22 protein-coding genes are annotated in these 22,157 nt (G+C 50.3%); 3 read left to right on the forward strand and 19 right to left on the reverse strand.

Annotated elements, in window-relative coordinates; translation table 11 throughout:
• Positions 1–78: 78 nt before the first annotated feature.
• The 8 genes from HMPREF0636_RS06510 to HMPREF0636_RS06545 form a co-directional block, all read right to left on the reverse strand.
• Positions 79–1,521: a Gfo/Idh/MocA family protein gene (locus HMPREF0636_RS06510; protein WP_044169283.1), complete on the reverse strand. Its 1,443-nt coding sequence runs from the start codon at positions 1,519–1,521 to the stop codon at positions 79–81.
• 53 nt (positions 1,522–1,574) lie between these two features.
• The gene (locus HMPREF0636_RS06515) at positions 1,575–3,161 is read right to left on the reverse strand and encodes a peptide chain release factor 3 (RefSeq protein WP_044169284.1); all 1,587 of its coding nucleotides are present in this window, start codon (positions 3,159–3,161) and stop codon (positions 1,575–1,577) included.
• A gap of 9 nt (positions 3,162–3,170) precedes the next feature.
• Positions 3,171–3,716 carry a DUF4924 family protein gene (locus HMPREF0636_RS06520; RefSeq protein WP_044169285.1) on the reverse strand — a complete coding sequence of 182 codons (546 nt, stop codon included), beginning with the start codon at positions 3,714–3,716 and terminating at the stop codon, positions 3,171–3,173.
• Positions 3,717–3,727: 11 nt separating this feature from the next.
• Positions 3,728–4,981 carry an alkaline phosphatase family protein gene (locus tag HMPREF0636_RS06525; RefSeq protein ID WP_081748421.1) on the reverse strand — a complete coding sequence of 418 codons (1,254 nt, stop codon included), beginning with the start codon at positions 4,979–4,981 and terminating at the stop codon, positions 3,728–3,730.
• A 194-nt stretch (positions 4,982–5,175) separates the two neighbouring features.
• Entirely contained in the window at positions 5,176–6,174 is a 999-nt protein-coding gene (locus HMPREF0636_RS06530; RefSeq protein ID WP_005468873.1) for a glycoside hydrolase family 130 protein, read from the reverse strand.
• Between the two features lie 34 nt (positions 6,175–6,208).
• Positions 6,209–7,486, reverse strand: coding sequence for an MFS transporter (locus tag HMPREF0636_RS06535; protein WP_044169286.1), 1,278 nt, complete (start codon positions 7,484–7,486; stop codon positions 6,209–6,211).
• Complete coding sequence (gene folD / locus HMPREF0636_RS06540) at positions 7,479–8,372, reverse strand: bifunctional methylenetetrahydrofolate dehydrogenase/methenyltetrahydrofolate cyclohydrolase FolD (protein ID WP_044169287.1); 894 nt, start codon at positions 8,370–8,372, stop codon at positions 7,479–7,481. The genes HMPREF0636_RS06535 and folD overlap by 8 nt, the downstream gene beginning before the upstream one ends.
• A gap of 272 nt (positions 8,373–8,644) precedes the next feature.
• Positions 8,645–9,277: a nitroreductase family protein gene (locus HMPREF0636_RS06545; RefSeq protein WP_044169288.1), complete on the reverse strand. Its 633-nt coding sequence runs from the start codon at positions 9,275–9,277 to the stop codon at positions 8,645–8,647.
• Positions 9,278–9,507: 230 nt separating this feature from the next.
• On the opposite strand from HMPREF0636_RS06545, the gene HMPREF0636_RS06550 reads away from it, so the two are divergent.
• Positions 9,508–10,212, forward strand: a complete 705-nt coding sequence (locus HMPREF0636_RS06550; protein ID WP_044169535.1) for a YceI family protein — start codon at positions 9,508–9,510, stop codon at positions 10,210–10,212.
• A gap of 276 nt (positions 10,213–10,488) precedes the next feature.
• Here HMPREF0636_RS06550 and mscL read toward each other — a convergent pair whose 3' ends face one another.
• The 11 genes from mscL to HMPREF0636_RS06605 all read right to left on the reverse strand — a co-directional run bounded on the left by mscL (position 10,489) and on the right by HMPREF0636_RS06605 (position 20,023).
• Complete coding sequence (gene mscL / locus HMPREF0636_RS06555; RefSeq protein WP_005468868.1) at positions 10,489–10,914, reverse strand: large-conductance mechanosensitive channel protein MscL; 426 nt, start codon at positions 10,912–10,914, stop codon at positions 10,489–10,491.
• Positions 10,915–11,012: 98 nt separating this feature from the next.
• Positions 11,013–11,654 (reverse strand): MarR family winged helix-turn-helix transcriptional regulator, encoded by a 642-nt coding sequence (locus HMPREF0636_RS06560; protein WP_044169290.1) that lies wholly within the window; start codon positions 11,652–11,654, stop codon positions 11,013–11,015.
• A gap of 4 nt (positions 11,655–11,658) precedes the next feature.
• Positions 11,659–12,147, reverse strand: a complete 489-nt coding sequence (locus HMPREF0636_RS06565) for a DUF5106 domain-containing protein (RefSeq protein WP_044169291.1) — start codon at positions 12,145–12,147, stop codon at positions 11,659–11,661.
• Positions 12,140–13,126: a glycosyltransferase gene (locus HMPREF0636_RS06570; protein ID WP_044169293.1), complete on the reverse strand. Its 987-nt coding sequence runs from the start codon at positions 13,124–13,126 to the stop codon at positions 12,140–12,142. The genes HMPREF0636_RS06565 and HMPREF0636_RS06570 overlap by 8 nt, the downstream gene beginning before the upstream one ends.
• A 3-nt stretch (positions 13,127–13,129) precedes the next feature.
• Entirely contained in the window at positions 13,130–14,602 is a 1,473-nt protein-coding gene (cysS, locus tag HMPREF0636_RS06575; RefSeq protein ID WP_044169295.1) for a cysteine--tRNA ligase, read from the reverse strand.
• A gap of 212 nt (positions 14,603–14,814) precedes the next feature.
• Positions 14,815–15,159, reverse strand: a complete 345-nt coding sequence (locus HMPREF0636_RS06580) for a GntR family transcriptional regulator (RefSeq protein ID WP_005468861.1) — start codon at positions 15,157–15,159, stop codon at positions 14,815–14,817.
• Positions 15,160–15,165: 6 nt separating this feature from the next.
• Positions 15,166–15,978 carry a hypothetical protein gene (locus HMPREF0636_RS06585; RefSeq protein ID WP_044169297.1) on the reverse strand — a complete coding sequence of 271 codons (813 nt, stop codon included), beginning with the start codon at positions 15,976–15,978 and terminating at the stop codon, positions 15,166–15,168.
• 52 nt (positions 15,979–16,030) lie between these two features.
• A complete protein-coding gene (locus HMPREF0636_RS06590) occupies positions 16,031–16,876 on the reverse strand; it encodes an ATP-binding cassette domain-containing protein (RefSeq protein ID WP_044169300.1) in 846 nt (281 codons plus the stop codon).
• Positions 16,877–17,214: 338 nt separating this feature from the next.
• Positions 17,215–18,669, reverse strand: a complete 1,455-nt coding sequence (locus HMPREF0636_RS06595; protein ID WP_044169302.1) for a DUF5686 family C-terminal domain-containing protein — start codon at positions 18,667–18,669, stop codon at positions 17,215–17,217.
• Between the two features lie 3 nt (positions 18,670–18,672).
• Entirely contained in the window at positions 18,673–19,317 is a 645-nt protein-coding gene (locus tag HMPREF0636_RS06600) for a carbohydrate-binding family 9-like protein (protein WP_044169303.1), read from the reverse strand.
• A gap of 49 nt (positions 19,318–19,366) precedes the next feature.
• Positions 19,367–20,023, reverse strand: coding sequence for a LysE family translocator (locus HMPREF0636_RS06605; protein WP_005468856.1), 657 nt, complete (start codon positions 20,021–20,023; stop codon positions 19,367–19,369).
• Between the two features lie 504 nt (positions 20,024–20,527).
• On the opposite strand from HMPREF0636_RS06605, the gene HMPREF0636_RS06610 reads away from it, so the two are divergent.
• Together HMPREF0636_RS06610 and meaB are read left to right on the forward strand one after the other, a co-directional pair.
• Positions 20,528–20,902, forward strand: a complete 375-nt coding sequence (locus HMPREF0636_RS06610) for a DUF488 domain-containing protein (RefSeq protein WP_044169305.1) — start codon at positions 20,528–20,530, stop codon at positions 20,900–20,902.
• 75 nt (positions 20,903–20,977) lie between these two features.
• Positions 20,978–22,093, forward strand: coding sequence for a methylmalonyl Co-A mutase-associated GTPase MeaB (gene meaB, locus HMPREF0636_RS06615; RefSeq protein WP_248616893.1), 1,116 nt, complete (start codon positions 20,978–20,980; stop codon positions 22,091–22,093).
• The last annotated feature ends 64 nt before the right edge of the window (positions 22,094–22,157 follow it).

Genomic DNA, 22,157 nt, shown 5'->3' on the forward strand with positions numbered 1-22,157 from the left:
AGAAGGTTATAAAAGGGAGGAATGGGTAGGGGGGAGAGGTTGATGAGTGTTGCCCTATAGGCTACAGCTCTAGTTCCTCTACTTCGTTGCAGAAGAGGCTGGTAACATGTGGAGCTGTAGTCCCTTGAGGCGATCCCATGCCCCACGTGTGAAGTCGGGGAAAGCTACGGGAGCAGAGTTGTTTTCGAGTGAGAGGCGTGTGAGCTCCCCAATGGCAGACCATTCGGCTAGGTCATAGACGTCCATGTCGAGAGGTAGACCATTCTGTAGGCAGTAGATGAGGCGATAGTCCATGATGAAGTCCATGCCTCCGTGACCACCAACTTTCTTGGCCTTCTCTGCAATCTCACGCTGGATAGGATGCTGATATTTCTTCATCAGAGCCTGTTTTGTCTCCTCGCTGACGAAGTCGTGACCCTTCAGATCTTCGTGGTTGGGAACGGATTCCTTCGCTTGTTCTGTTGGACGGAGGCAGTAGCCTTCGTTTGGATACTTATTGGCAAAGCCATCGGTACCAATGACCTGATAGAGACGGTCGTAGGGGCGATAGGACGTCACATTGTGCTCGAGATAGATGGTCTTACCCTTGAAAGTCTTGATGAGCGTCTGAGTCATTTCGCCATTGGCAACCTTGGGGTTTTGTATGCCCATCTCCTTTTTCATGAAACGAGGCAGGGAGGTGGCAGGTACATCCATGGCCGTGAGGAACTGCATGCGGTCTCCACGATGGATATTCAGTACCCAACAGGCTGGGCCAAGGCCGTGCGTTGCGTAGATATCACCACGATATTCTTCATTTGCCTTGAGACGCCAGTTACCTTCGTAGTATTTCCAGAAAGGCTCTAGGTTATGGATGTAAGCACCCTTAGAGCTGAGTACTTCACCAAATAGACCTTGCTGAGCCATGTTCAGTGTCGTTAGTTCAAAGAAGTCATAGACACAGTTCTCTAGCATCATACAGTGAAGCTGTGTACGCTCTGCGGTATTAACGACATCCCAAGCTTCCTTGAGTGTCATGACTGCTGGGACTTCGCAGGCTACGTGCTTGCCCTTGTTCATTGCGTAGATCATCATCTCGGCATGATGCTGCCAGTTGGTAGCGATGTAGACGAGATCGATATCGTCACGATCGCAGAGCTGCTTCCAAGCATCTTCACTTCCGCTATAGGAAGCTGCTGCGGGGAGCCCTGCTTTCGTAAGAAGTTTCTGAGCCTTCTCTACACGCTCGGGGTGCAGGTCACAAAGAGCCTTGATCTCTACACCATCAAGGTGTGTGAATCGCTCCACAGCACCAGGACCACGCATACCAAGACCGATGAATCCTACACGTACGACCTTCATGGGCTTGTGGCGAAGTGCAAGCACATCCTTCTGACCCTTAGGGCGGACGGGGACATCCGTTTTGATTACGTAGTAGCCTGGAGGCTTGGGGACATCTTTACGCTTGCTCTTTTGTGCACTTAGTGGGGTAAGAGCAAAGGTTGCCAAGAGGGCAACGGACAATAGCTTGATTGTCTTCATGTGTAAATGAGTTAGTGGATATTATGATTGACTAGTTATTCTTTGTATGGGGACTAGCTCTCAAACTCGCTTGTGAAGTGGAAGCGTATCTTGGGGAAGTCCTGTTGTGCCATCGTTAGTACATAGCTAGAGTCAGCTAGATATACATCTCGACCTGCTAGATCCTTAGCCATGTATTGGGCTTTGCGTCGCTTGAAGTTCTCTAGTTCAGTAGCGTCATCAGACTCAATCCAGCAAGCCTTATAGAGGTTGATGGGCTCCCAACGACATGCTGCACTATACTCGTGCAAGAGGCGGTACTGAATGACCTCGAACTGTAGCTGACCTACGGTACCGATGATCTTACGTCCATTGAACTGGTTGACGAAGAGCTGTGCGACACCCTCTCCCATGAGCTGATCGATACCCTTAGCTAGCTGCTTGGTCTTCATTGGGTCTTCATTCTCGATGTACTTAAACAGTTCAGGAGAGAAGCTAGGTAGTCCACGGAAATGAAGTTCCTCACCTGCTGTTAAGGTGTCTCCGATACGGAAGTTCCCAGTGTCGGGTAATCCAATGATGTCTCCAGCAAAGGCTTCTTCTACCGTTTCCTTCTTCTGTGCCATGAAGGCTGTCGGACTACTGAACTTCATTGTCTTCCCTAGACGAATGTGTCGGTAGTTTGCATTCCTCTCGAAGCGTCCCGAGCAAATCTTGACAAAGGCGATACAGCTACGATGGTTAGGGTCCATATTAGCATGTATCTTGAAGACAAAGCCTGTGAAGGCAGGTTCATAGGGTGACACTTCTCGCTCCTCCGCCTGTACAGGTCGCGGAGAAGGAGCCGTCTCAACGAAGCAATTGAGTAGCTCTTGTACCCCAAAGTTGTTTAGTGCTGATCCGAAGAAAACGGGGGCAAGGTCACCCGCTAGGTATTCATCTCGATTAAAGGTGGGATAAACACCATCTACGAGCTCTAGATCCGTGCGGAGCTTCTCCGCTTGCTCTGATGTGACGTGCGTCTTTAGCTCTGAGGAATGAATATCTGTGAGCGTTACTGTCTCGGTGACGCGCTGCTTATCTGGGGTGAAGAGGTTCAATGCACCCTCATGGATGTTGTACACACCACGGAAGCGTTGCCCCATATCAATTGGCCAAGAGAGTGGTCGTACCCGTACCTGTAGCTCAGCCTCAATTTCATCAAGCAGGTCGAATGGATCTCGTCCCTCTCGGTCCATCTTATTGATGAATACCATTACAGGAGTCTTGCGCATACGGCATACTTCCATGAGGCGACGCGTTTGGGCTTCTACACCCTTGGCTCCATCTATGACAATGATGACACTGTCTACAGCTGTGAGGGTGCGAAATGTATCCTCAGCGAAGTCTTGGTGACCAGGTGTATCTAGGATGTTGATCTTGTGCCCTTGATACTCAAATCCCATTACGGATGTAGCAACAGATATACCACGTTGTTTCTCGATCTCCATCCAGTCACTTGTTGCGGTCTTTTTAATCTTGTTGCTCTTGACCGCACCTGCCACGTGAATGGCTCCCCCAAAGAGGAGGAGTTTCTCTGTGAGTGTTGTCTTCCCTGCGTCTGGGTGGCTAATAATAGCGAACGTTCGTCGCTTGTCTATCTCGTCTTTATATTCGTTCATCGTGCGCTGTTAGTTGGACTTCAGCTCTTGCTCATGCTCTAGGTTGTACCGATGTGCAAGTATGGCGAGGAAGGCACTGATCTGCTTCATTGATTGCTGGGTCTCGTCACTGATCTCTTTCCCTTGTAGGGAGAGTGTTATGTAGCCATAGACAGCATTTAGTAGCGTCTCTATGTCTCGCTCGCCTTCCTTTGTCCCTTTCCCCCTCAGCTGAATGAGGGCAGGGAGTATCTTAAAGTATAGCCCAGAGTAGACATAGTCTTCTGGATTACTGGATAGCCTTTGATGAAGCTCCTCAAGCTCAAGGAGGACAATTCTATTGATATCAAGATGCCCTCCCTTTTGCTTGCTCTCTGTACGCATCATATCTATGAGCTCCCGGTACCAAGCCCTAATCGATTGAAGCATCTCCTCGTCTCCCTGATATCTAGGGAGGATAAGGTTTTCTATCCCTTCTTCTGTGACATTTGCTGCACGAATTAAATCCTCCACCTGCCACATATAGAGCAGGTATTCTATGATATTCTCTCTGCGTTTCTTCTGAGCAACGATCATAGAGTACCTTACTATTTCTTTAAGAGGGAATAGGCCAGTGAGGAGTCTGCATCATGCTTGCCAGGCTGTAGACCGAGGATGCGACAAACGAGGGGATATAGTGTGATGTTGGGGATGGGGCTCTTGATGTGACGTCCTGCTTCAAAGTCTGGACCTACAGCCTTGAATACAGCAAGCATCTCTGGGTGCTTGTTGTCGAACCCGTGACCAGCAGCAAGGAATGAAGCAGGGAGCCCCTCAGGACGGAAAAAGATTTGTGTGCCGAGGTCTGCTAGTACAACAAGTTCACCTATACGGCTACTGCTACCAAAGTGTAGCCGCGCTGGTACATCTGCCTTCTTGTATACTGTGATGTGAGGGACCTTCTTCAATATCTTGTAGGCTGTCTCCGTATAGCCCTTCTTTGGGTAGAGATGGGTAAAGGGGCCAGTGGCGACATGCTCAAAGCTATCTAGTGGAAGATAATCCGCTAGGTTCACTGTCTTGCTCTTGTCAAAGGCTGCCATCCCATGGTCTGATACTAGGATGAAGTCTACCTGCTTGTGTATCTCTAGCTGCGCTAAATGATTTCTGAAGTATCCAACAACAGAATCCATACGCTCGACCATACGGAGAGTTTTTGGTGATTCTGGGGATTCATGGTGTCCTGTATGGTCTGGCTCCTCGATGTACCACATGATGAGGTGGGGACGCTCTTCCTTGGGGAGCTGTAGCCAGCTCAGTACAGAGTCTGCTCGATCGGTATAAGGTACTTTGTCATCGAACTTCTTCCATCGATCAGGCTGGAAGCCTCCAATCGCAGTCTCACTACCTACCCAAAAGAAGCTTGCGGATTTCATGCCGTGCCTACGCGCTACATTCCAAAGAGGCTCACCATTGTAGAATGTAGGGTCGGCTACGGCTTTCCTATCCCCGAGGCGATAGTGGGCACCTCGCTCATCCCAAAACTCATTCCCTACGAGTCCATGGTTATTCGGATAGAGTCCGGTGGCCATGGCATAGTGATTAGGGAAGGTGAGGCTTGGATAAGAAGGACGAAAGCATCCAGATAGTCCCTCTGCATCCATCTTGTCCAGGGTTGGGGTGTTTGCCTTGCTTTGGTAGTCAGCACGGAAGCCATCAAGGGAGAGTATGACTACATATCGGTCATAATTCGGGGAAGTAGTAAGGCTCGTATGTTTAGGAGCCTTGTGTATGATGCCACATCCAACAACAATCGCCGTTAGAGAGAGCATCTCGATCAGTGCTGATATACTTGACTTCATTATGGAGGCTGTAATTGTCTGAGATGGAAACCAGTGATGCAATTAAACCACACAAAGGTAGCAAAAAAAGCCCTGTGGTAACTTGGTTTGCCTTGAAAGACTAGAGACCTAGTTTTGCATGTAAGCTATGGAATACAAAAGGCGACATACTCGGGGTGAGCACGTCGCCTTGATTGGATGATTGGTTGCTGAGGTTATATGATGGAGTTACGCTTGGTAAACTCTATGATCTCATCAATGTACCCGAAGGCAAGTCCAGTCACAGTGTCGGCACAACCATAATACACCGCTAGGCGCCCTGTCTCGGCATCGTGCAGTGCTGCGCAAGGGAAGGTAACGTTAGGCACATCTCCCATACACTCGTAGGTTTCACGAGGAGAGATGAGATAAGGACCAGAGCGATACTTCACCTTCCATGGCTCATCTAGGTCTAGGATGGCAGAGCCGAAGGCATATACGAACCCATTGCATGATGCGAGGACACCATGGTAGATGAGGAGCCAGCCCTCACTTGTCTCGATGGGAATGGGACCAGCCCCAATCTTGGTGCATTGCCAAGCACTATCCTCAAAGGGGGCTGGAGACATGACATGGCGGTGTCTACCCCAAAACTCTAGGTCAGGTGACTCACTGTAAAATATGTCCCCAAACGGTGTATGCCCATTGTCGCTAGGGCGTGACAGCATGGCGAACTTCCCATGGAATTTGCGAGGGAAGAGCACCCCATTGCGGTTGAATGGGAGGAATGCATTCTCCAGCTGATGGAATGTCTTGAAGTCGAATGTATAGGCTACTCCGATTGTTGGCCCATGATACCCATTACACCAAGTAACATAGTATCTATCTTCGATGAAGACTACACGAGGATCATAGCCATAGACCCATTCTCCGATCTCCTTGTCATCACACTCAAAGCGCAGAGGCTCATGGTTGATATTCCAGTGGATAGCATCATCGCTGAAGCCAACATGTAGGCGCATACGCCTATTGGTGTCATCACAGCGGAAGACCCCTGCATACCCCTCACCGAAGCGGACGACAGCACTATTGAAGATGCTATTTGAGGTAGGTAGTAGGTCACGTGGGATGATGGGGTTCGCGCTGTAGCGCCACATTACATCTTGGCAGCCACTAGGGCGGTCTTCCCAGGGCATATCGGGTAGGGCTTGTCCTACGATCTTGATCTTGCTCATTCAGTTCTTATTATTACAGTAAATATCATCTAGATTAGGCAGCGTTCTGCTCCTTGTGTACAAAGGGAAGGCGAGCAGCCATGAGTATAGCTGGTAGGGTAACTACCATGACGAGGATAAAGAAGCTCTGATAGCCTAGCTTCCCGACGAGCCAACCACTGATCATCCCAGGTATCATGACACTGAGGTTCATCAGACTATTGGCGAAGGCATAGTGTGCCATCTGGTACGGGCCAGGGGCTATCTGCTGCATCATGAAGAGGGTGATACCTACGAACCCAAAGCCATAGCTGAAGTATTCGAAGATAATCCCCGTAGCGAGCCATCCAAGCCCCTGAGGCTGGAAGATGGCGAAGAGTAGATACACGGCGAAGGGGATGTTGAAGATGCACACTAGAGAGAAGAGTACTCGCTTCAGCCCAAAGTGTGCGATGTAATAGCCCGAGAGGATAGAGCCTACGATGAAGGCTACTGTGCCTGCTGTACCATAGATCACGCCATAGGTCTCGTTGGAGAGGCCTATGCCACCGCTGAGGATGTTGTCCTTGAGGAAGATGGGAGCCACCTTCATGGTCAGCCCTTCGGCTAGGCGATAGAGGAAGATGAAGATGAGGTATAGCCAAATGTTTCGCTTCCTAAAGAACGAGAAGATCACAGTATATAGCTCTATCACAGCTTGGTCTGTAGACTTCTTGGGTTTAGCCTCCTCTCGTGGTAGGATGAACAGGTGGTACAGCGAGAGGGAGAGCATGATAGCTGCACAAATCCCCATGATGATGATCCAAGCCGTCTGAAGTCCATGGGTCTTAGCAAGGACTCCTGCGAGATAGACAAGCCCTCCGTTGGTGAGGATCTTCGCTAGGTTGTAAAAGGCTCCCTGCCAGCCAGCATATTGCCCTTGTTGCTCGTGGCTAAGCTCCTTCATGTAGATCCCATCACCAGCGATGTCGTGCATGGAGCCACTGATGGCGAGTACACCCATTAGGGCGATGGCATAGACGAAGAAGCTAGGCAATGGGAGGATGAAGCAGATGCATCCGAACATGAGCGCAGAGATGCATTCGGTCAGGAATACATATTGCCTCTTCGTCCCAAACAGCTCCATGCACAAGCTGAAGAGGGGCTTGAGTGACCAAGGGAGGACAAGAAGGGATGTCCAGAATGTTACCTCTTCCTTCCCGATACCGAGGTCTGTAAACATGATGACCGAGACTAGGGATAGGGCTACGTATGGTAGCCCCATGCCGAAGTAGACACTCGGTACCCAGGCGATTGGGCTTCGCTTCTTAGTTGCTGTGGGGAGATTATGCATGACGATTCTTGGCCGCCTTCAGGGTATTAAGCATGAGGGATACAATGGTCATTGGGCCGACACCACCTGGGACAGGAGTGATGAAGGAGGCAAGGGGTGCGACCTCGTCGAAGGCAACGTCTCCGGAGAGCCTAAAGCCACTCTTGCGAGAGGGGTCGGGTACACGTGTCGTCCCAACGTCTATGATCACTGCCCCTGGACGTACCATATCTGCCCGTAGGAACTCTGGGACACCCAGTGCTGCGACGATGATATCGGCCTGCAGACATAGCTCCTTGATGTTTGGTGTACGGCTATGACAGACAGTGACGGTACAGTCGCCTGGCGTTCCCTTATGGAGCAGGAGTTGAGCCATAGGTTTACCCACGATATTGCTGCGCCCGAGTACGACGCAGTGCTTCCCTCGGGTCTCTATATCGTACCGCCTGAGGAGTTCAATGATTCCCTGAGGAGTGGCAGATACGAAGCAGGGTAGACCGATGCTCATCTTCCCGACATTGATGGGGTGGAAGCCGTCCACGTCTTTACGTGGATCGACAGCCTCGATTACCTTCTCTTCGTTGATGTGCTTAGGTAGGGGGAGCTGGACGATGAAGCCTGTGACGGATGGATCTTCATTAAGGCGATGAATCTCGGCGAGCAATCGCTCCTCAGTGACATCGTCCTCGAATCGGATGAGGGAGGAGCGGAAGCCTACCTCTTGACAGGTCTTAATCTTCGAGGCTACATATGTTTCACTTCCTCCATCATGCCCGACGAGTATCGCTACTAGATGGGGAGGTTCTTCACCACGGCTGACCATAGTGGCTACCTCCTGGGCTATTTCCTCTTTGATGCGGGCGGAGGTAGCCTTACCATCGAGGAGGGTGTAGGTTGGGTTTGCCATAATGCTGGATATGTATTGTCAAAGTAATCTTAGTGTGTTCAAAGGTAATAAAAACTTGCATGCGGAGGCGAGTCTGAGTATGCTCTCTGCGTCAGATGCAACCATACCTGTCTCCTCCACGTAGCGAAGGGGCGTTCCTCCCCCTGTATGTCGGGGTGTCTGAGCCTCCTTAATGACGCTTCGTTCCTACCCATGCTAGGGTCAAAAAGAAACCCTTGCAAGGGTATCAAAGGATATCCTTGCAAGGGTTTGCTGGGAGGTGCTACTAGGGTCTAGATGAAGGTGGCAAACTCCTCTAATGGGTTACGTACCTTCTTCATCTTGCCGAGCCAGTCACGCTCTTGGTCTGCATAGCCTAGGTAGAGTAGTGAGACACTGCGTAGTCCCTTCTCACGAAGCCCCAATAGCTCATCCACGAGCTTGGGATCAAAGCCTCCGATGGGAGTGCTATCGATCTTGAGTTCGGCAGCCTCTGCTAGGGCTAGACCAAGGGCAATGAAGGACTGGTTCGCAGCGTGCTGGAACTGCTCCTCCTTCGTCATCTTACCGAAGGTTTCCTTCAGCATGTCGGTGTATCGCTTGAAGCGACCACGTACCAGTCCACGCTCATCTGTAGTGCGGTCGTAGATAGCGTCGATGCGCTCGGGGGTATACTCATCCCAGGCTGCGAAGACGATTACATGCGAGCATTCGCGCATGCAGTCAGGGTTCAGTGCTCCAGCGACCATCTTCTCCTTGAGCTCTTGGTCTGCTACGACAATGAGGCGGAACTGCTGTAGCCCTGAGGAAGTGGGTGCTAGTCGGGCAGCCTCTACGATCTTTAGGATATCTTCGTGGGCTACCTTGCGGGTAGGGTCGTACGCCTTCGTAGCGTGTCGCCAGGTGAGGTCATCTAGTAATGCCATGTATTCTTTGTTGTTATGAAGGTGAATAATCGGATGCTTGATACGAAGGTACAACAGAGAGAGCTCTGTAAAGGTTGCTCCTCCTTGGGGGGGCGAGACTCTATATCGCTAAACTAAAAGGATGCATGGGTGTTACTAACCTACAGCCCTAGAGTGAGATTACTTACCCTTATGGAAGAGGGGTTACTTTCCCCTAGGAGCTTTAGTTTTTTCCAAATAAGAATGAGATGATGAACTATCCAACATTTGCCACCATAGGGCTACTCAGCCTTTCACTCACCCTCGCCTCATGCTCCGGACGGAAGGGGCAAAATGCGGTCTCTGCCACCGACTCTGTGGCGACGAACACCATCACGACAGATCAAGTGTTGAGTATCGATACCACCCTCTCCTATATCAGCTGGAGAGGCTTCAAGCCTGGAGGGGAACACTTCGGGAAGCTCCCTATAAGCTCGGGCGTGGTTAATCTGAAGGAGCGTACTCTATATGCAGGGGCAGTCATAATCCGAATGAATGGCATCTCCGTAGAGGATCTCAAGGCTGATGAGGGTGGAGATAAACTCAAGGCACATCTAGAGAGTGAAGACTTCTTCGATGTTGAGAAGTACCCTGAGGCTCGCTTTGAGCTCACTGGTATCCCTGCCGAAGGGCTTAAGCTCTCCGATGCTCAAGTGCTACATGGTAATCTGACACTCAAGGGCGTGACAAAGAACATCGCTATCCCTATCGCCTCCTGCGTGCTTGATATAAATGAGGGGACATATACGTTTACCAGTTCTGTCTTCACCATCAATAGGGCAGACTGGGGTGTCAAGTATGGCTCGAAGAGCTTCTTCACTGGGCTCGGTGACAAGTTCATAAATGACGATATTGAGTTGAGCTTTGTCCTCGTGACTCGCTCGGTACAGCAGGAGGACATACTACCTCGCTCCTAATAAAATCACCACCTCGGTGGTAAGAAAATTACCACCTAGGTAGTATTGCTGTTACCCACCTCGGTGGTAATTTTCTTACCACCGAGGTGGTGATTTTATTACCTACTCGATCCTAATTTTCTTACCAATGAGTAGGTTCTTTGGATAGGGTCTTTAGGTCTTGTTCAATACCCTTCTAATACCATTCTCTCAAGCTCATAGAAAGAAAGTAGCCACACCATCGCAAGGGATGATGTGGCTACATCTGTAGGGTATGAACCCGAAGGAGAATAGAGCTTAGCCTCGACGCTTTAGCTCATCACGGATCTCACGAAGGAGTTCAATATCTTCTGGCGTTGGGGCAGGTGCTGCTGGCTCCTCTTCTTTCTTCTTGCGGAAGCTGTTCATAGCCTTGATGAGGAGGAAGATACAGAGGGCGATGATGAAGAAGTCTACAGTCGTCTGCACGAAGCTACCCCAGTTCAGCGTGATGGCCTCCTTGAGGGTTTCCCCCGTTGTTGTGTCAACTTCGGCAGCACGGAGTACGACCTTTGCGTCCTCGAAGCTACTACCTGTGATGAGCCCAATAGGGGGCATGATGATATCATTAACTAGGGAGGATACAATCTTACCGAATGCACCACCTATGATGATACCCACGGCCATATCCATGACATTACCCTTGAGGGCAAACTCCTTAAACTCTTGGATGAACTTTCCCATTTCTATTTGTACTTAGGATAAATTAACTATTGGTTGGAACTGGTGCAAAGATAGTATAAAAGCATCAGTGAGAAATAAGTAGGCTTAGACCTATATCCTTATCTCTTCTCTATCTCGGCAAGTAGAGCAGAGAGTGTGCCGTCTGACTTGCTCTGGGCAAGGTCTGCATGGGTCGTACAGAGATGATCCAGCAGGAGGTCAAGCATCGCTCGTTGCTCTGGTTGGAGAGACTGTGATAGGAGCATGGCTGCGGTACGCAGCTGTGGAAAGACTTTGCCTAGCTCCATGCGTCCAAGAGGAGTGATTGATACGAGTACGCTCCTGCGGTCTCGTTCGTCGGGCATCTCTTCTGCTAGACCCTTCACAACGAGCCGACGGATGATCTCGGCTCCACTGGTCTTCTCGATGGCATTGAGGGTGTTGAGGGTGGTCTTGGTTAGTGGCCCACTCATTAGGCTCACTAGGTACGAGTACTCTTCCTCGCTCTGGAGTAAATCAGAGGCAAGCAGAGCCCGCTTGATGTAGCTCTTTGAGTAACGTTGGAGTAGGCTTAGCCGGCGTGCTATAGATACCTCACGAGGCATGGGGCATGAGGATGACTGAGCTAGGTGTCGGTCGTTTAGTAGACTACTTGCGAAGGTAATGAAGCTCTGTAGGCTTAGCTCCTCCTCATGAGGGAAGGCTTCTTCAAAGAGCTCTAGGTATTCGAGGAGCTCTGTCAATAGTCGTTTGCTTCGCATAGGCTTAGTGCTGAGTACCTCTTTGTTGTGTCTCTATTCTAACGTATTCTTGCTGTGCTTCGGCTCGAAGGCTAGGGTCGAGACGTGTCGTTCGGATCAGCCAGTGGAGGATAATTTTATAGCTATCCTCGTCTCGAAGATGAGACTTGGGGTTAGCAAGTATTGAACGGTAGGAGGCCAGAAGTAGGGATAGTTGTTCGTCAGGGCATTGCTCCAGAGAGCGTACGAGTGCAGGACGAATGGTAGCTGTGCTTGCTCCAGATAGGAAGCCACAGAAGTCTAATACGAGACCATCTACCTCACCCTTCGTTGCCTGGGGAGAAAGGCCTCGCTTCCAGTAGTGGGAGATGATGTAGTCTCGTCGTTCGGTAGGTGTCGAGAGGTAAGCAGGAACAGAGACTCTAGCTGAATCAGTGCTACGCTTCTCTGGACGACACGATGACAGTACTAGAGTAATCAATGTTAGGAGCCCAAGGACGATACGACTAGTCATAGAAGTTGTCATGGAAAGCTGTAAATTCCTTTCCCCTCATCACGTACTTACGCCACCAAGCTCTTAGGAAGCCAGATCCATATCCCCAGAGCTGTATGAAACAGGCAGGTACTGCCAGTAGGGCTACCTCCCCATCTCTTGTACGGAGCCAAGCATCAATGAAGAAGACGAGTCCCAGCAAAATAAGTAGACCAATACCTACTCCACTGCAGAGGGCAAGGACAGAGAATACCGTAAAGAGTGCGGGTAAGAGATGTACAAGATGGGTACTACCTGGATGGCGCGTCTCAAGATGGATGCGTGCTATACCTGAGTTGTGAACCTGCTTGAAGAAGCGACGAAAGTCTACCCGACGCTTATGATAAACGAAAGCCTCAGGGATAAGCGCAGTCTTAGCTCCAGCTTTGATAAGGCGTAGGCTAAAGTCTATGTCTTCCCCAAACCGTAGACTCTCATCAAAGCCTCCTAGGTGTAGGTAAAGCTCTCTACGGCAACCAAGGTTAAAACTCCGAGGCTTAAACTGCTCCATAGCAGAGGCACTACCTCCTCTTATCCCTCCCGTAGTTAGGGGAGAGGTCATAGCATAGTTGATGGCCTTTTGGATCGGGGTGAAGTCATCAGAGGCTGCGTCAGGTCCACCGAATGCATCAATTGCTTGTCCTCTCAGTGCTGTATCTACTGCTTGTAGGTAGCCCGCGGGTAGGACAACATCAGAGTCCAATATGATGATGTAGTCTCCCATGGCGTACCCGACACCGATATTCCGAGCACGGGAGGGGCCACCGTTAGGTACTTGATAGTAATGTAGTGAATGAATTGTCGGGGTGAAGTCGTGTATCACAGCCTCAGAGGTAAGGCTAGACCCATCTTCAATGACGATAACCTCATAGTCGTTCAGCTGCTGAAGAGTAATGCTCTCCAGCAGTTCCCTTAGTTCATCGGGACGGTTATATACAGGGATAATGAAGCTGTACCGCATGGGCTAGAGAGACCACTCTGTACCTTCCTTGGTGTCCTTAATGATGAAACCAAGTGCCTCTAACTCTTTACGAATGTGGTCAGAGGTAGTCCAGTCCTTTTTGCTCTTTGCCTCAGCTCTGAGGGCGAGGAGGAGATTCACAGCTCCACTGAATGCCTCATGAGAAGCTCCCTCACCCATACGCTCATCTCGGATGCCAAGTAGGTCAAAGAGGAAGAGATGATATGCTTGCTTCAGCTCCACAAGGTCTGTGGCGCTGATTGTTGCCTGACCATTATGGATTGAGTTGATGATACGTGCAGTATCAAAGAGCTCAGCGATAACAATGGGTGTATTTAGGTCGTCATTTAGTGCTGCGTGGCAACGCTCCGATAGACCATGGATATCTACGCTGGAGGATACACTACTTTTCAGTGTGTCAAGTAGGATAGCTGCATCCAGTAGGCGAGTAAGCCCCTTCTCCGCTGCTTGTAGAGCCTCATTGCTGAAGTCTACGGTACCACGATAGTGAGCACTGAGGATGAAGAAGCGAATTGTCATCGGACTATAGGCTTGGGTAAGCATGGGATGCTCTCCAGAGAAGAACTGCTCCAGAGTAATGAAGTTCCCGAGCGATTTGCCCATCTTCTGCCCTCCGATAGTAATCATATTATTGTGCATCCAGTAGCGTACCATAGCTTCTCCGTGTTGTGAAGCCTTAGCCTGTGCTATCTCACACTCATGGTGAGGGAAGACTAAATCCATACCACCTCCGTGTATGTCGAACTGCTCACCGAGGTATTTACGTCCCATTGCCGTACACTCGGCATGCCACCCCGGGAAGCCCTCACTCCATGGACTAGGCCAATGCATGATATGCTCAGGTTGTGCCTTCTTCCATAGGGCGAAGTCTAGTGGATTACGCTTTTCGTCTTGCCCATCTAATGAGCGAGTATTACTCAGCATATCCTCGATGCGCCGCCCACTTAGTTCTCCATATCCATAGCTCTTGTTATACTTCTCTACATCGAAGTATACAGAGCCCTCGCTGACGTAGGCAAAGCCAGCATCCAGTATCTGTTGAGTGAGCTGAATCTGCTCTATGATATGCCCTGAGGCCATAGGCTCGATACTGGGAGGAAGTACTCCAAGACGATCCATCTCATGGTGGTAACGGGTTAGGTAGTACTGCACGACCTCCATAGGCTCCACCTTTTCTAGACGAGCCTTCTTTGCGATCTTATCTTCTCCTTCATCTGCATCATGCTCTAGGTGGCCAACGTCAGTGATATTACGTACGTAGCGTACCTTGTAGCCTAGGTGAGTGAGGTAGCGAAAGAGGATGTCAAAGGTAATTGCTGGTCGAGCATGCCCGAGATGAGCATCTCCATAGACCGTAGGACCACAAACATAGAGCCCAACGTGGGGAGCTTGGGTTGGGATGAACTGCTCCTTCCTGCGGTGCAGGGTATTGTATATGGATAAGGGATGTTCCATCTGCTGTATGTCTATTGTTCTTTTATACTTACAAAGGTAACACTTTGCAGGGGCATCATCGATAGCTCCACATGCTTACCCGAGGAGAAGTTCTCTTTGTTATGTCCTTTTTAATAGGTTCAACTCTCAAGGACTTATTATGGATAGAAGGAGAAAGCCCGTATTCAACCTGAGGTCGATACGGGCTTTCTCTTTGCTTGTAGCGTATGGTGCTAGAGCTCTAGAGCCTCACGAAGTTCGTCGGCACTAATGCCAATGAGTCTAGCCTCCCTTTGTACCTGGGGGATGGTCTCCTCCATGAAGAGAGCCTTGCGCTGTGAACGAACACGCTCCTTTGCCCCAGTGGAAATATAGAAACCGATACCACGCTGTGTATAGATAAGCTCCCTTGCGGTGAGCTTCTCGTACGCATGTACGACGGTATTGGGGGCTACCTGCATCAGTACGGCCATGTCCCGCACCGAAGGGATGCGCTCCTCTTCAGGGAAGCGTCCAGAGAGTATTCCCTCTGTTATGTAGTCTACGATGTGGGTGAAGCCCACGTTGAGATAAGCCATGTCATCTTACTTAAGTTGGATTGTCTTGAGCCTATAGTAGATACCGTAGGTTATGGCAGCATTAACGACAAGCATGATACCACTATAGATATTGCGTACGAACTCCAGCTCCCTTTGTAGCTGTTCCATATTACTATAGTCATCGTAGCTAGCGTTACTGAATACCCTGACTGTCTGGGAGGTGCTTATCCCAACAACAAGGATTACGATGAGCCCAATGGCGCAAAATCCGAAGAGTGGGCGTCGGAAGTAGAGCATGCAGAGGACGGGCATCACGATAGCAAAGATAGTTGAGGAGAGTAGTGCGATCTGATTGGCTGTGCTTAGATGGCCAATCTCTCCTCTGAGCTCCCTTCCTACCTCCCATAAGAAGAACTCGTCCTTAACTACGGCATCGGGTGCTATCCAGCTGAAGATTAGTGCGATGATTGTTATGGACATCAGGGTGATGAATAGGTATCCAAGCGTCGCTAGAGCCATCGTAGCTATCTTCTCCCCGACAGAGGCTGGTATCTGCGTGAAGGCTGAGGGATTAGAGGTATGCACGAGCTGGCAGATCCAGATTAGGCAGTATATCCAGGTGGCGAGACCATAGGAGAGGAGAAGAGTCCCGTCGAGGAAGGACTCGGCAAGCTCTCTATAGGCATACTCTAGGCTGAATCCCGAGGCTATCAAGTTAATGAGAAGGGGGGCTGCGATGAAGACAATAGCCATGACGAGCTGAAAGATCAGGAAGGATCTGAGTGAGCCCGTTAGGCTAGCCTTGGTGAGTAGGAAGATACGACCAAGGGATGATGTATGGAGACTAGAGGTATTCATTGTCGTTGTATATGTCGTTTGAGTGTAAGATGGAGGGGTGTGATGTCATAGACTAATGCCCTTGGGAGAGTGCTTGTAGGATACGATCACGCTCGGAGATAACAGCATTGAAGAAGAGCTCCATACTGTAGTTACTCTCTCCATCTTCGTTCCCATCGTTAGGTAGGATACCTACTGTACCTACTGCTGAGGGCTCACTATAGAGAGCCTTGTTTGCCAGCTCGGGAGTGATTAGTCTGAAGCTTAGTCGCTCTGTGATATCTGCTACTGTGGCATTGCAGAAGATAGATCCTCGCTCCATGATGAGTACACGGTCGATCAGCTGCTCTAGGTCTCTCACTTGGTGTGTACTGATGAGGATGGTCTGCTCGTCTGAGGTATAGCGAGCTACGGCACGGCGGAACTCACCCTTAGACGGGATGTCTAGTCCGTTGGTAGGCTCATCGAGTAGGAGCAGGGGCACACGCAGGGATAGGGCAAAGGCGATGAGAGCCTTCTTCTTCTGTCCTTGGGAGATCTTCTTGAGGTTCATATCCCACTGTAGCCCGAAGATATCTATCAGCTCCTTAGCTACGGTCTCATCGTAGTTAGGGTAGAAGGGAGCAGATATATCGAAGAAGCTGCGTATTGAGATCGGAGGTACCCGAAACACCTCTGGTAGCAGATACACCTGCTGAAGGAAGGAGACGGCTCGATGCTTCGGGTCGGAGTCTAATACCTTGAGCTCTCCCTGACGGCGTAGGAGCTGCCCATAGAGGAGCTTGAGTAGGGTAGTCTTCCCCTCGCCATTGCGCCCTAGTAGACCGACGATGCTTCCTTTGGGTAGCTCTAGGCTTAGGCTGTCGAAGATGTTACGACGACGGGTATAGCCGAATGATAGTTGCTTTACAGTAATCATAGTTTATAATGTGGATGATGTGTGTCACATTTATGACACACTGCAAAGGTAAGAAACTTTTTCATACAACATACTCCAGTAAAAGAAATGTAGTGTATGCCTCTCTGTACCCCTGTGTCTCTATGCCCTCGGGATACATAATCCCTTGGTAGTTTAACTCTTATTGCTCCTTCTTGATTTCTCATGATAGGGGTGAAAAGAAACCCATGCAAGGGTCTCCTTTCCTATCCTTGCATGGATAATAGGAGCGACCCTTGCATGGGTAGGAAGTAGGCCCTTGCATGGGTACTCCCCTTGACCTATGTTAGCTAGATGTATGGAGGGATGTTACCTCGGTTTTAGTGTCGTTCACTCCACGAGGAGGTGAGACAAAAGAGTGGTAGACTCAGCCTTAAAGCAACACCTACCTTGTGCTTGCTATAGTCAAAGCCAGCGAAGAGCCCAAGGCGCATCATCTCACCCCAGCCTACCGAGTAGCCCGCCTCTGTGTAGGCTTGCCCATCGAAGCCAATAAAGTTCTTGGCGTGCAGGGCATCATCCATCTTGAGAAATTCCCCAAATGCACGAGTACGAGAGAGTAAGAAGTGGTTGCTAGAGAAGGTGAATTCCTGTGTTGTCCAGCCTTCTCCTCCTGTAAAGAAGAGGGGCATAGTTGCCCAAGCCTGGCGGAACGATTGGCGTCCAACTGCTGAGCTGTGTGCAAAGTACTTCTCATCGCTAGCCGTGCGGAGGGCATGACTTAGATACCCCCCGACCGACAGCTTAAACTCGAGCTTGTTATCCTCCGTGAAGGGGATACAGCCACGTACAAAACCCTCAAGAGAGCTGTAGCTGCTATAGGGGACTTTGCTCTTGTCTATGCCCTCTGGACGAAAGGCATGTTTATAAACGAGGCCAAGCTCCCTTCGGAAGCCAATAGGGATGGGCGTAGAGGTGTAGGAACGATTGAGGAAAGATGGAGCCCAGAGCAATTGTCCCTCTGCCACGAGTGCGCGGTGATGTGGTAGGGGCGTAGATACTTGGCTCTTACGATCCTCGAAGGTCAGCGATGTGGAGAGGTCTATCGTGCTACCGAGAGAGAGCCTATTACGTAGCATGAGGTAGAGCTTCTCATAGTCTCGGACTGGGCTATTCGTAGCGGGGAGTGTGCCGTAATAGTCCCGATAGATCTCTTCGGGTGTTAGGTGTGTGGTCCCTCGGGATGTACGTCCGCCAGAGAGGAGAATGAGTCCATTCAGCCGAGGAGCATAATAGAGCATCAGATGGTTCTCTGTAAACCACTGATGGGAGCGGAGTGTATAGTTGTTCGACGTGCGTAGGCGTATGCTCTTCCCCTCTCCTAGGTGGCGTACGAGTTGTAGCTCATATCCTAGCCATTGCCCATCCACCTTATTGCGGTCTGGAATGAGATCTACGATCCCATCAATGCCCAGCTGCCACTTACCGAAGTCGAAGTTCGTGCCTGTTGCCCATTGGATGAGGCGCATTAGGGTCGTGGTCTTCCCTTGAGTCTCATTGTGTGTCCGCACTTGACTCTCTGCAAATGCATGCAGGAAGTCATAGCCTCGGTTATGATTGTATGGGTAGGGGGGCTCATATCGGAAGAGGCGGTCGATCTTCTTGATTTCGTACCGCTTCCTCCCATAATGCTCATTAATGAGTTGCTCTTGCAGTTGGATGAGTGAGTCCCTTTGGCTGGGCTTCGTCTCTAGGGTGGGGGATTGAGCCTTTAATCCTTGGGTAATGGCAAGGAAGGATAGAGCAAGGCAAGCGATACGGATTGTAGAGCACATGGGCTAGGGTAGGAGTGTTAGCTCACCAAAGAACTGCGGGCGATGAAAGGCAGGAGCTGTTTCCTCGATGGGTGCCCAACTAAGGAAATGAGGGTGTGCCGTCTTATCTCCACACTTGTAGAGGTTGGCGAAGAAGCGGTCGGGGTGACCTTGGCTGTAGCCCATTGTTTGCCATGGGATGCTGACCGTCAGCACCCATGCATGTGGCCCCGTCTCCTCTATGCCGTGTCTACCGAGATGGCTACCCCAACGCTCGATGGACTTAAATTCCTCGTCTGAGAGCAGCACGCTCTCGGAGGGACTAGAGTGATGAGCTGCATAGCACACTCCAGCAGCATTGAATTCGAAGTTTGTGTATGCATCCCCTCGCTCTCGTTGCATGAAGAACTCCACACAGCTGTCTACATGTACATAGTTCCCATCCCCTGGGGAGAGTGTACGCAGATCCTCACCATCAACAACATAGGTCAGGTATAGAGCCTCATCGTCGTAGCCCAAATAGGCTGCCACGAGAGGGCGATGAGGGAAGTCCTTTCGCCAGTTAAGGGTATCGATATAGAGAACCTGCCCTTGCTCACGGAGCAGAGGAGTGATAGCCTCTAGGGAGCGATGATTACGCTCGAGGTGTGGTATGGATGTTTGCTTCATTTGACTGGCTGCGGTTGGAGTGGGCGTTAGAGCATGTTGGTGCATCCCCTTACTCAAAGGCGACGGAGTAGATTCCCATCACAGCGATGACAATCAGGATGAATGCTACCGTTCGGTTGATCCACTCCAAGCTCCCCACTCCGAAATGAATGGAGAGCTTCTTTACTATATAGGTTAGGATGACCCACCAGAGTAAGCACCCTATGCCTATGCCTGCCATGGCAACAAAGAACTCCACGAACTGTAGCTTCACCACACGGACGAACTCTAGTCGAGTGTAGAGAGGCAAGAAGAGAAGGATGATGAAGGGATTGGAGAGCGTAAGGAAGAATGAGCCTGAGACTTTCTTCACGCTATAAACCGACTTCAGTGGATGGGCTTGTACAGGCTCTTCGTCTTCCCTCGGCGTGACACGCCTGGTCAGAAGTATGGCGCAGAAGCCAAGGATGAAGATGCTTCCTCCAAGACGTAACGAGCTACTATATTCATCGAGCAAGTTCAGTACGATCCCCACACCCCAGTAGGCTATGAGACCATATACAAGGTCACTCAGCGTAGCACCCAGTCCTACGAGCATCCCTTGTCGCCTACCACCACGTGTCGTCTCTCTGAGACACAGCAGACCTGTTGGCCCCATAGGAGCAGAGACCAACATCCCGATAAGGATCCCTTTGAGGAACGTAAATAAGAACTCAAAAAGTAGCATGACGCCTACAAAGATAGTTAAATGTACGGGTTCTACGCACCCTCCACGACACTCTTTCTTCCATCTCTATACTCCGTTCTTCTATGCTTCATTACTCTCTTCTGCGCTGGTTTATCTCACCTGTATCCACATAGTCATTACCCCTTTATTCATCGATATTTTATACCCTTAAAAAATACCCTTGCAAGGGTTTCCTGTGTTATCCTTGCAAGGGTAATGGATGCAACCCATGCAAGGGTAACCAAGCAACCCCTTTATGGATAAGGATGGTAATCCATGAAGGGATACGTTTCACCCCCTCTTAGCAGTCCTAGGCAACTGGATGAACCTCATAACTTGAGGCAATGCTCCTATGGCTGTCTGAAGCTACTGAGTCATCTAAGGTATCCAGTTTAGAGGAGAAGGGATGGACACCATTCATCTTACACGGGAATTAGTGTACCTTTGCCTTAGAGAGGTGAATAGCTTTTCCCTCCCTTGTATGTCTTCTAGTCAGTTAGAGCAATGGAGCTACTTCTCAAGCGAGCCTACTTGCCTGCCTCTCCGACCGATGGCTACCGAGTCCTCGTTGACCGCCTTTGGCCTCGTGGGCTAAGCAAAGAGGAGGCAAGGCTAGATGAGTGGAACAAAGATCTTGCTCCCTCCTCGGAGCTTCGTCGCTGGTTTGGGCATGACCCTACACGGTGGGCTACCTTCAGCGAGCGTTATCTCACAGAGCTGCGGGCGAGCGGTGCCTGCCAAACCTTCTTGAGCAAAGTGATGCGAGAGGAGCGGGTGACACTCATTTATGCTGCACGAGACGAGGCGCACTGCCATCCGCTTGTGCTGAAGGCTTACCTAGAGGAGCTGATGACTCATGAGGGGGCGAGGGGTGTGTAATGAATTATTGATCCTTTCCCTCCACTCCTTTCTCCTAGCGAGCATATACAACACAAACAGATATATACCTACGATATGGATATCAACGAAGAGCGACTGCATCACCCAGAGAATGACCCCGCTTACATGGGACTCAAGGTCAATGAGGGGGTGGTGGCACAGCCGATGATTAACCCAAACTTTAGGCGTGTAGCACGGCGTACCTATACGGTAGATGAGTTCGTGACTGGGATACTCGCCTCCGACATCACATGCCTGAGTCAGGCCGTTACGCTCGTGGAGAGTAACCGACCAGAGCATCAGGCTATTGCTCAGCAGATCATAGAGCGTTGCCTGCCTTACTCGGGTAAATCTATGCGTATCGGCATCACAGGGGTGCCTGGAGCTGGGAAGAGTACTTCGATTGATACCTTCGGTATGCACCTCGTCAAGCAGGGGCGTAAGCTCGCTGTCCTAGCCATCGACCCAAGCAGTGAACGCTCGGGTGGGTCAATCCTGGGTGATAAGACGCGTATGGAACAGCTCTCCAGAGAGAAGAATGCCTTCATACGTCCTAGCCCTACGGCAGGATCCCTCGGTGGAGTTGCTCGTAAGACAAGGGAGACGATTATCCTATGTGAGGCGGCAGGCTTCGACACAATCTTTGTAGAGACAGTAGGTGTCGGGCAGAGTGAGACAGCAGTACACTCGATGGTGGACTTCTTCCTGCTCATACAGCTGGCAGGTACAGGAGATGAACTACAGGGGATCAAGCGTGGCATCATGGAGATGGCAGATGCCATTGTCATAAACAAGGCCGATGGTGACAACATTGACAAGGCTAACCTTGCAGCATCGCACTTTCGAAACGCCCTACATCTCTTCCCGCCAACCGAGTCGGGTTGGAGACCGAAGGTGCTTACTTATTCGGGCTTCTATGGTATAGGTATCAAGGAGATTTGGGATATGATTGACGAGTACCGACACTTTGCGATGGACTCAGGCTACTTCACGGAAAAGCGCCAGCGTCAAGCGAAGTGGTGGATGTATGAGAGTATCAACGATGCCCTGAAGGCCTCCTTCTACCAAAATGAGCATGTGCAACGCCTTCGTCCCGAGGTGGAGCAACAAGTGCTCTCGGACACTCTATCCTCTTTCGTCGGGGCCCAGCATCTTCTGGATACCTACTTCGAGGCACTCAAGGGCAAGTAGGGTAGGCTGAGACCTCAAGAATATAAGACATAATAAAGCCGTGCATGAACTAGTCATGCACGGC

Source organism: Porphyromonas catoniae ATCC 51270, from assembly GCF_000565015.1.
GTDB classification, from domain to species: domain Bacteria; phylum Bacteroidota; class Bacteroidia; order Bacteroidales; family Porphyromonadaceae; genus Porphyromonas; species Porphyromonas catoniae.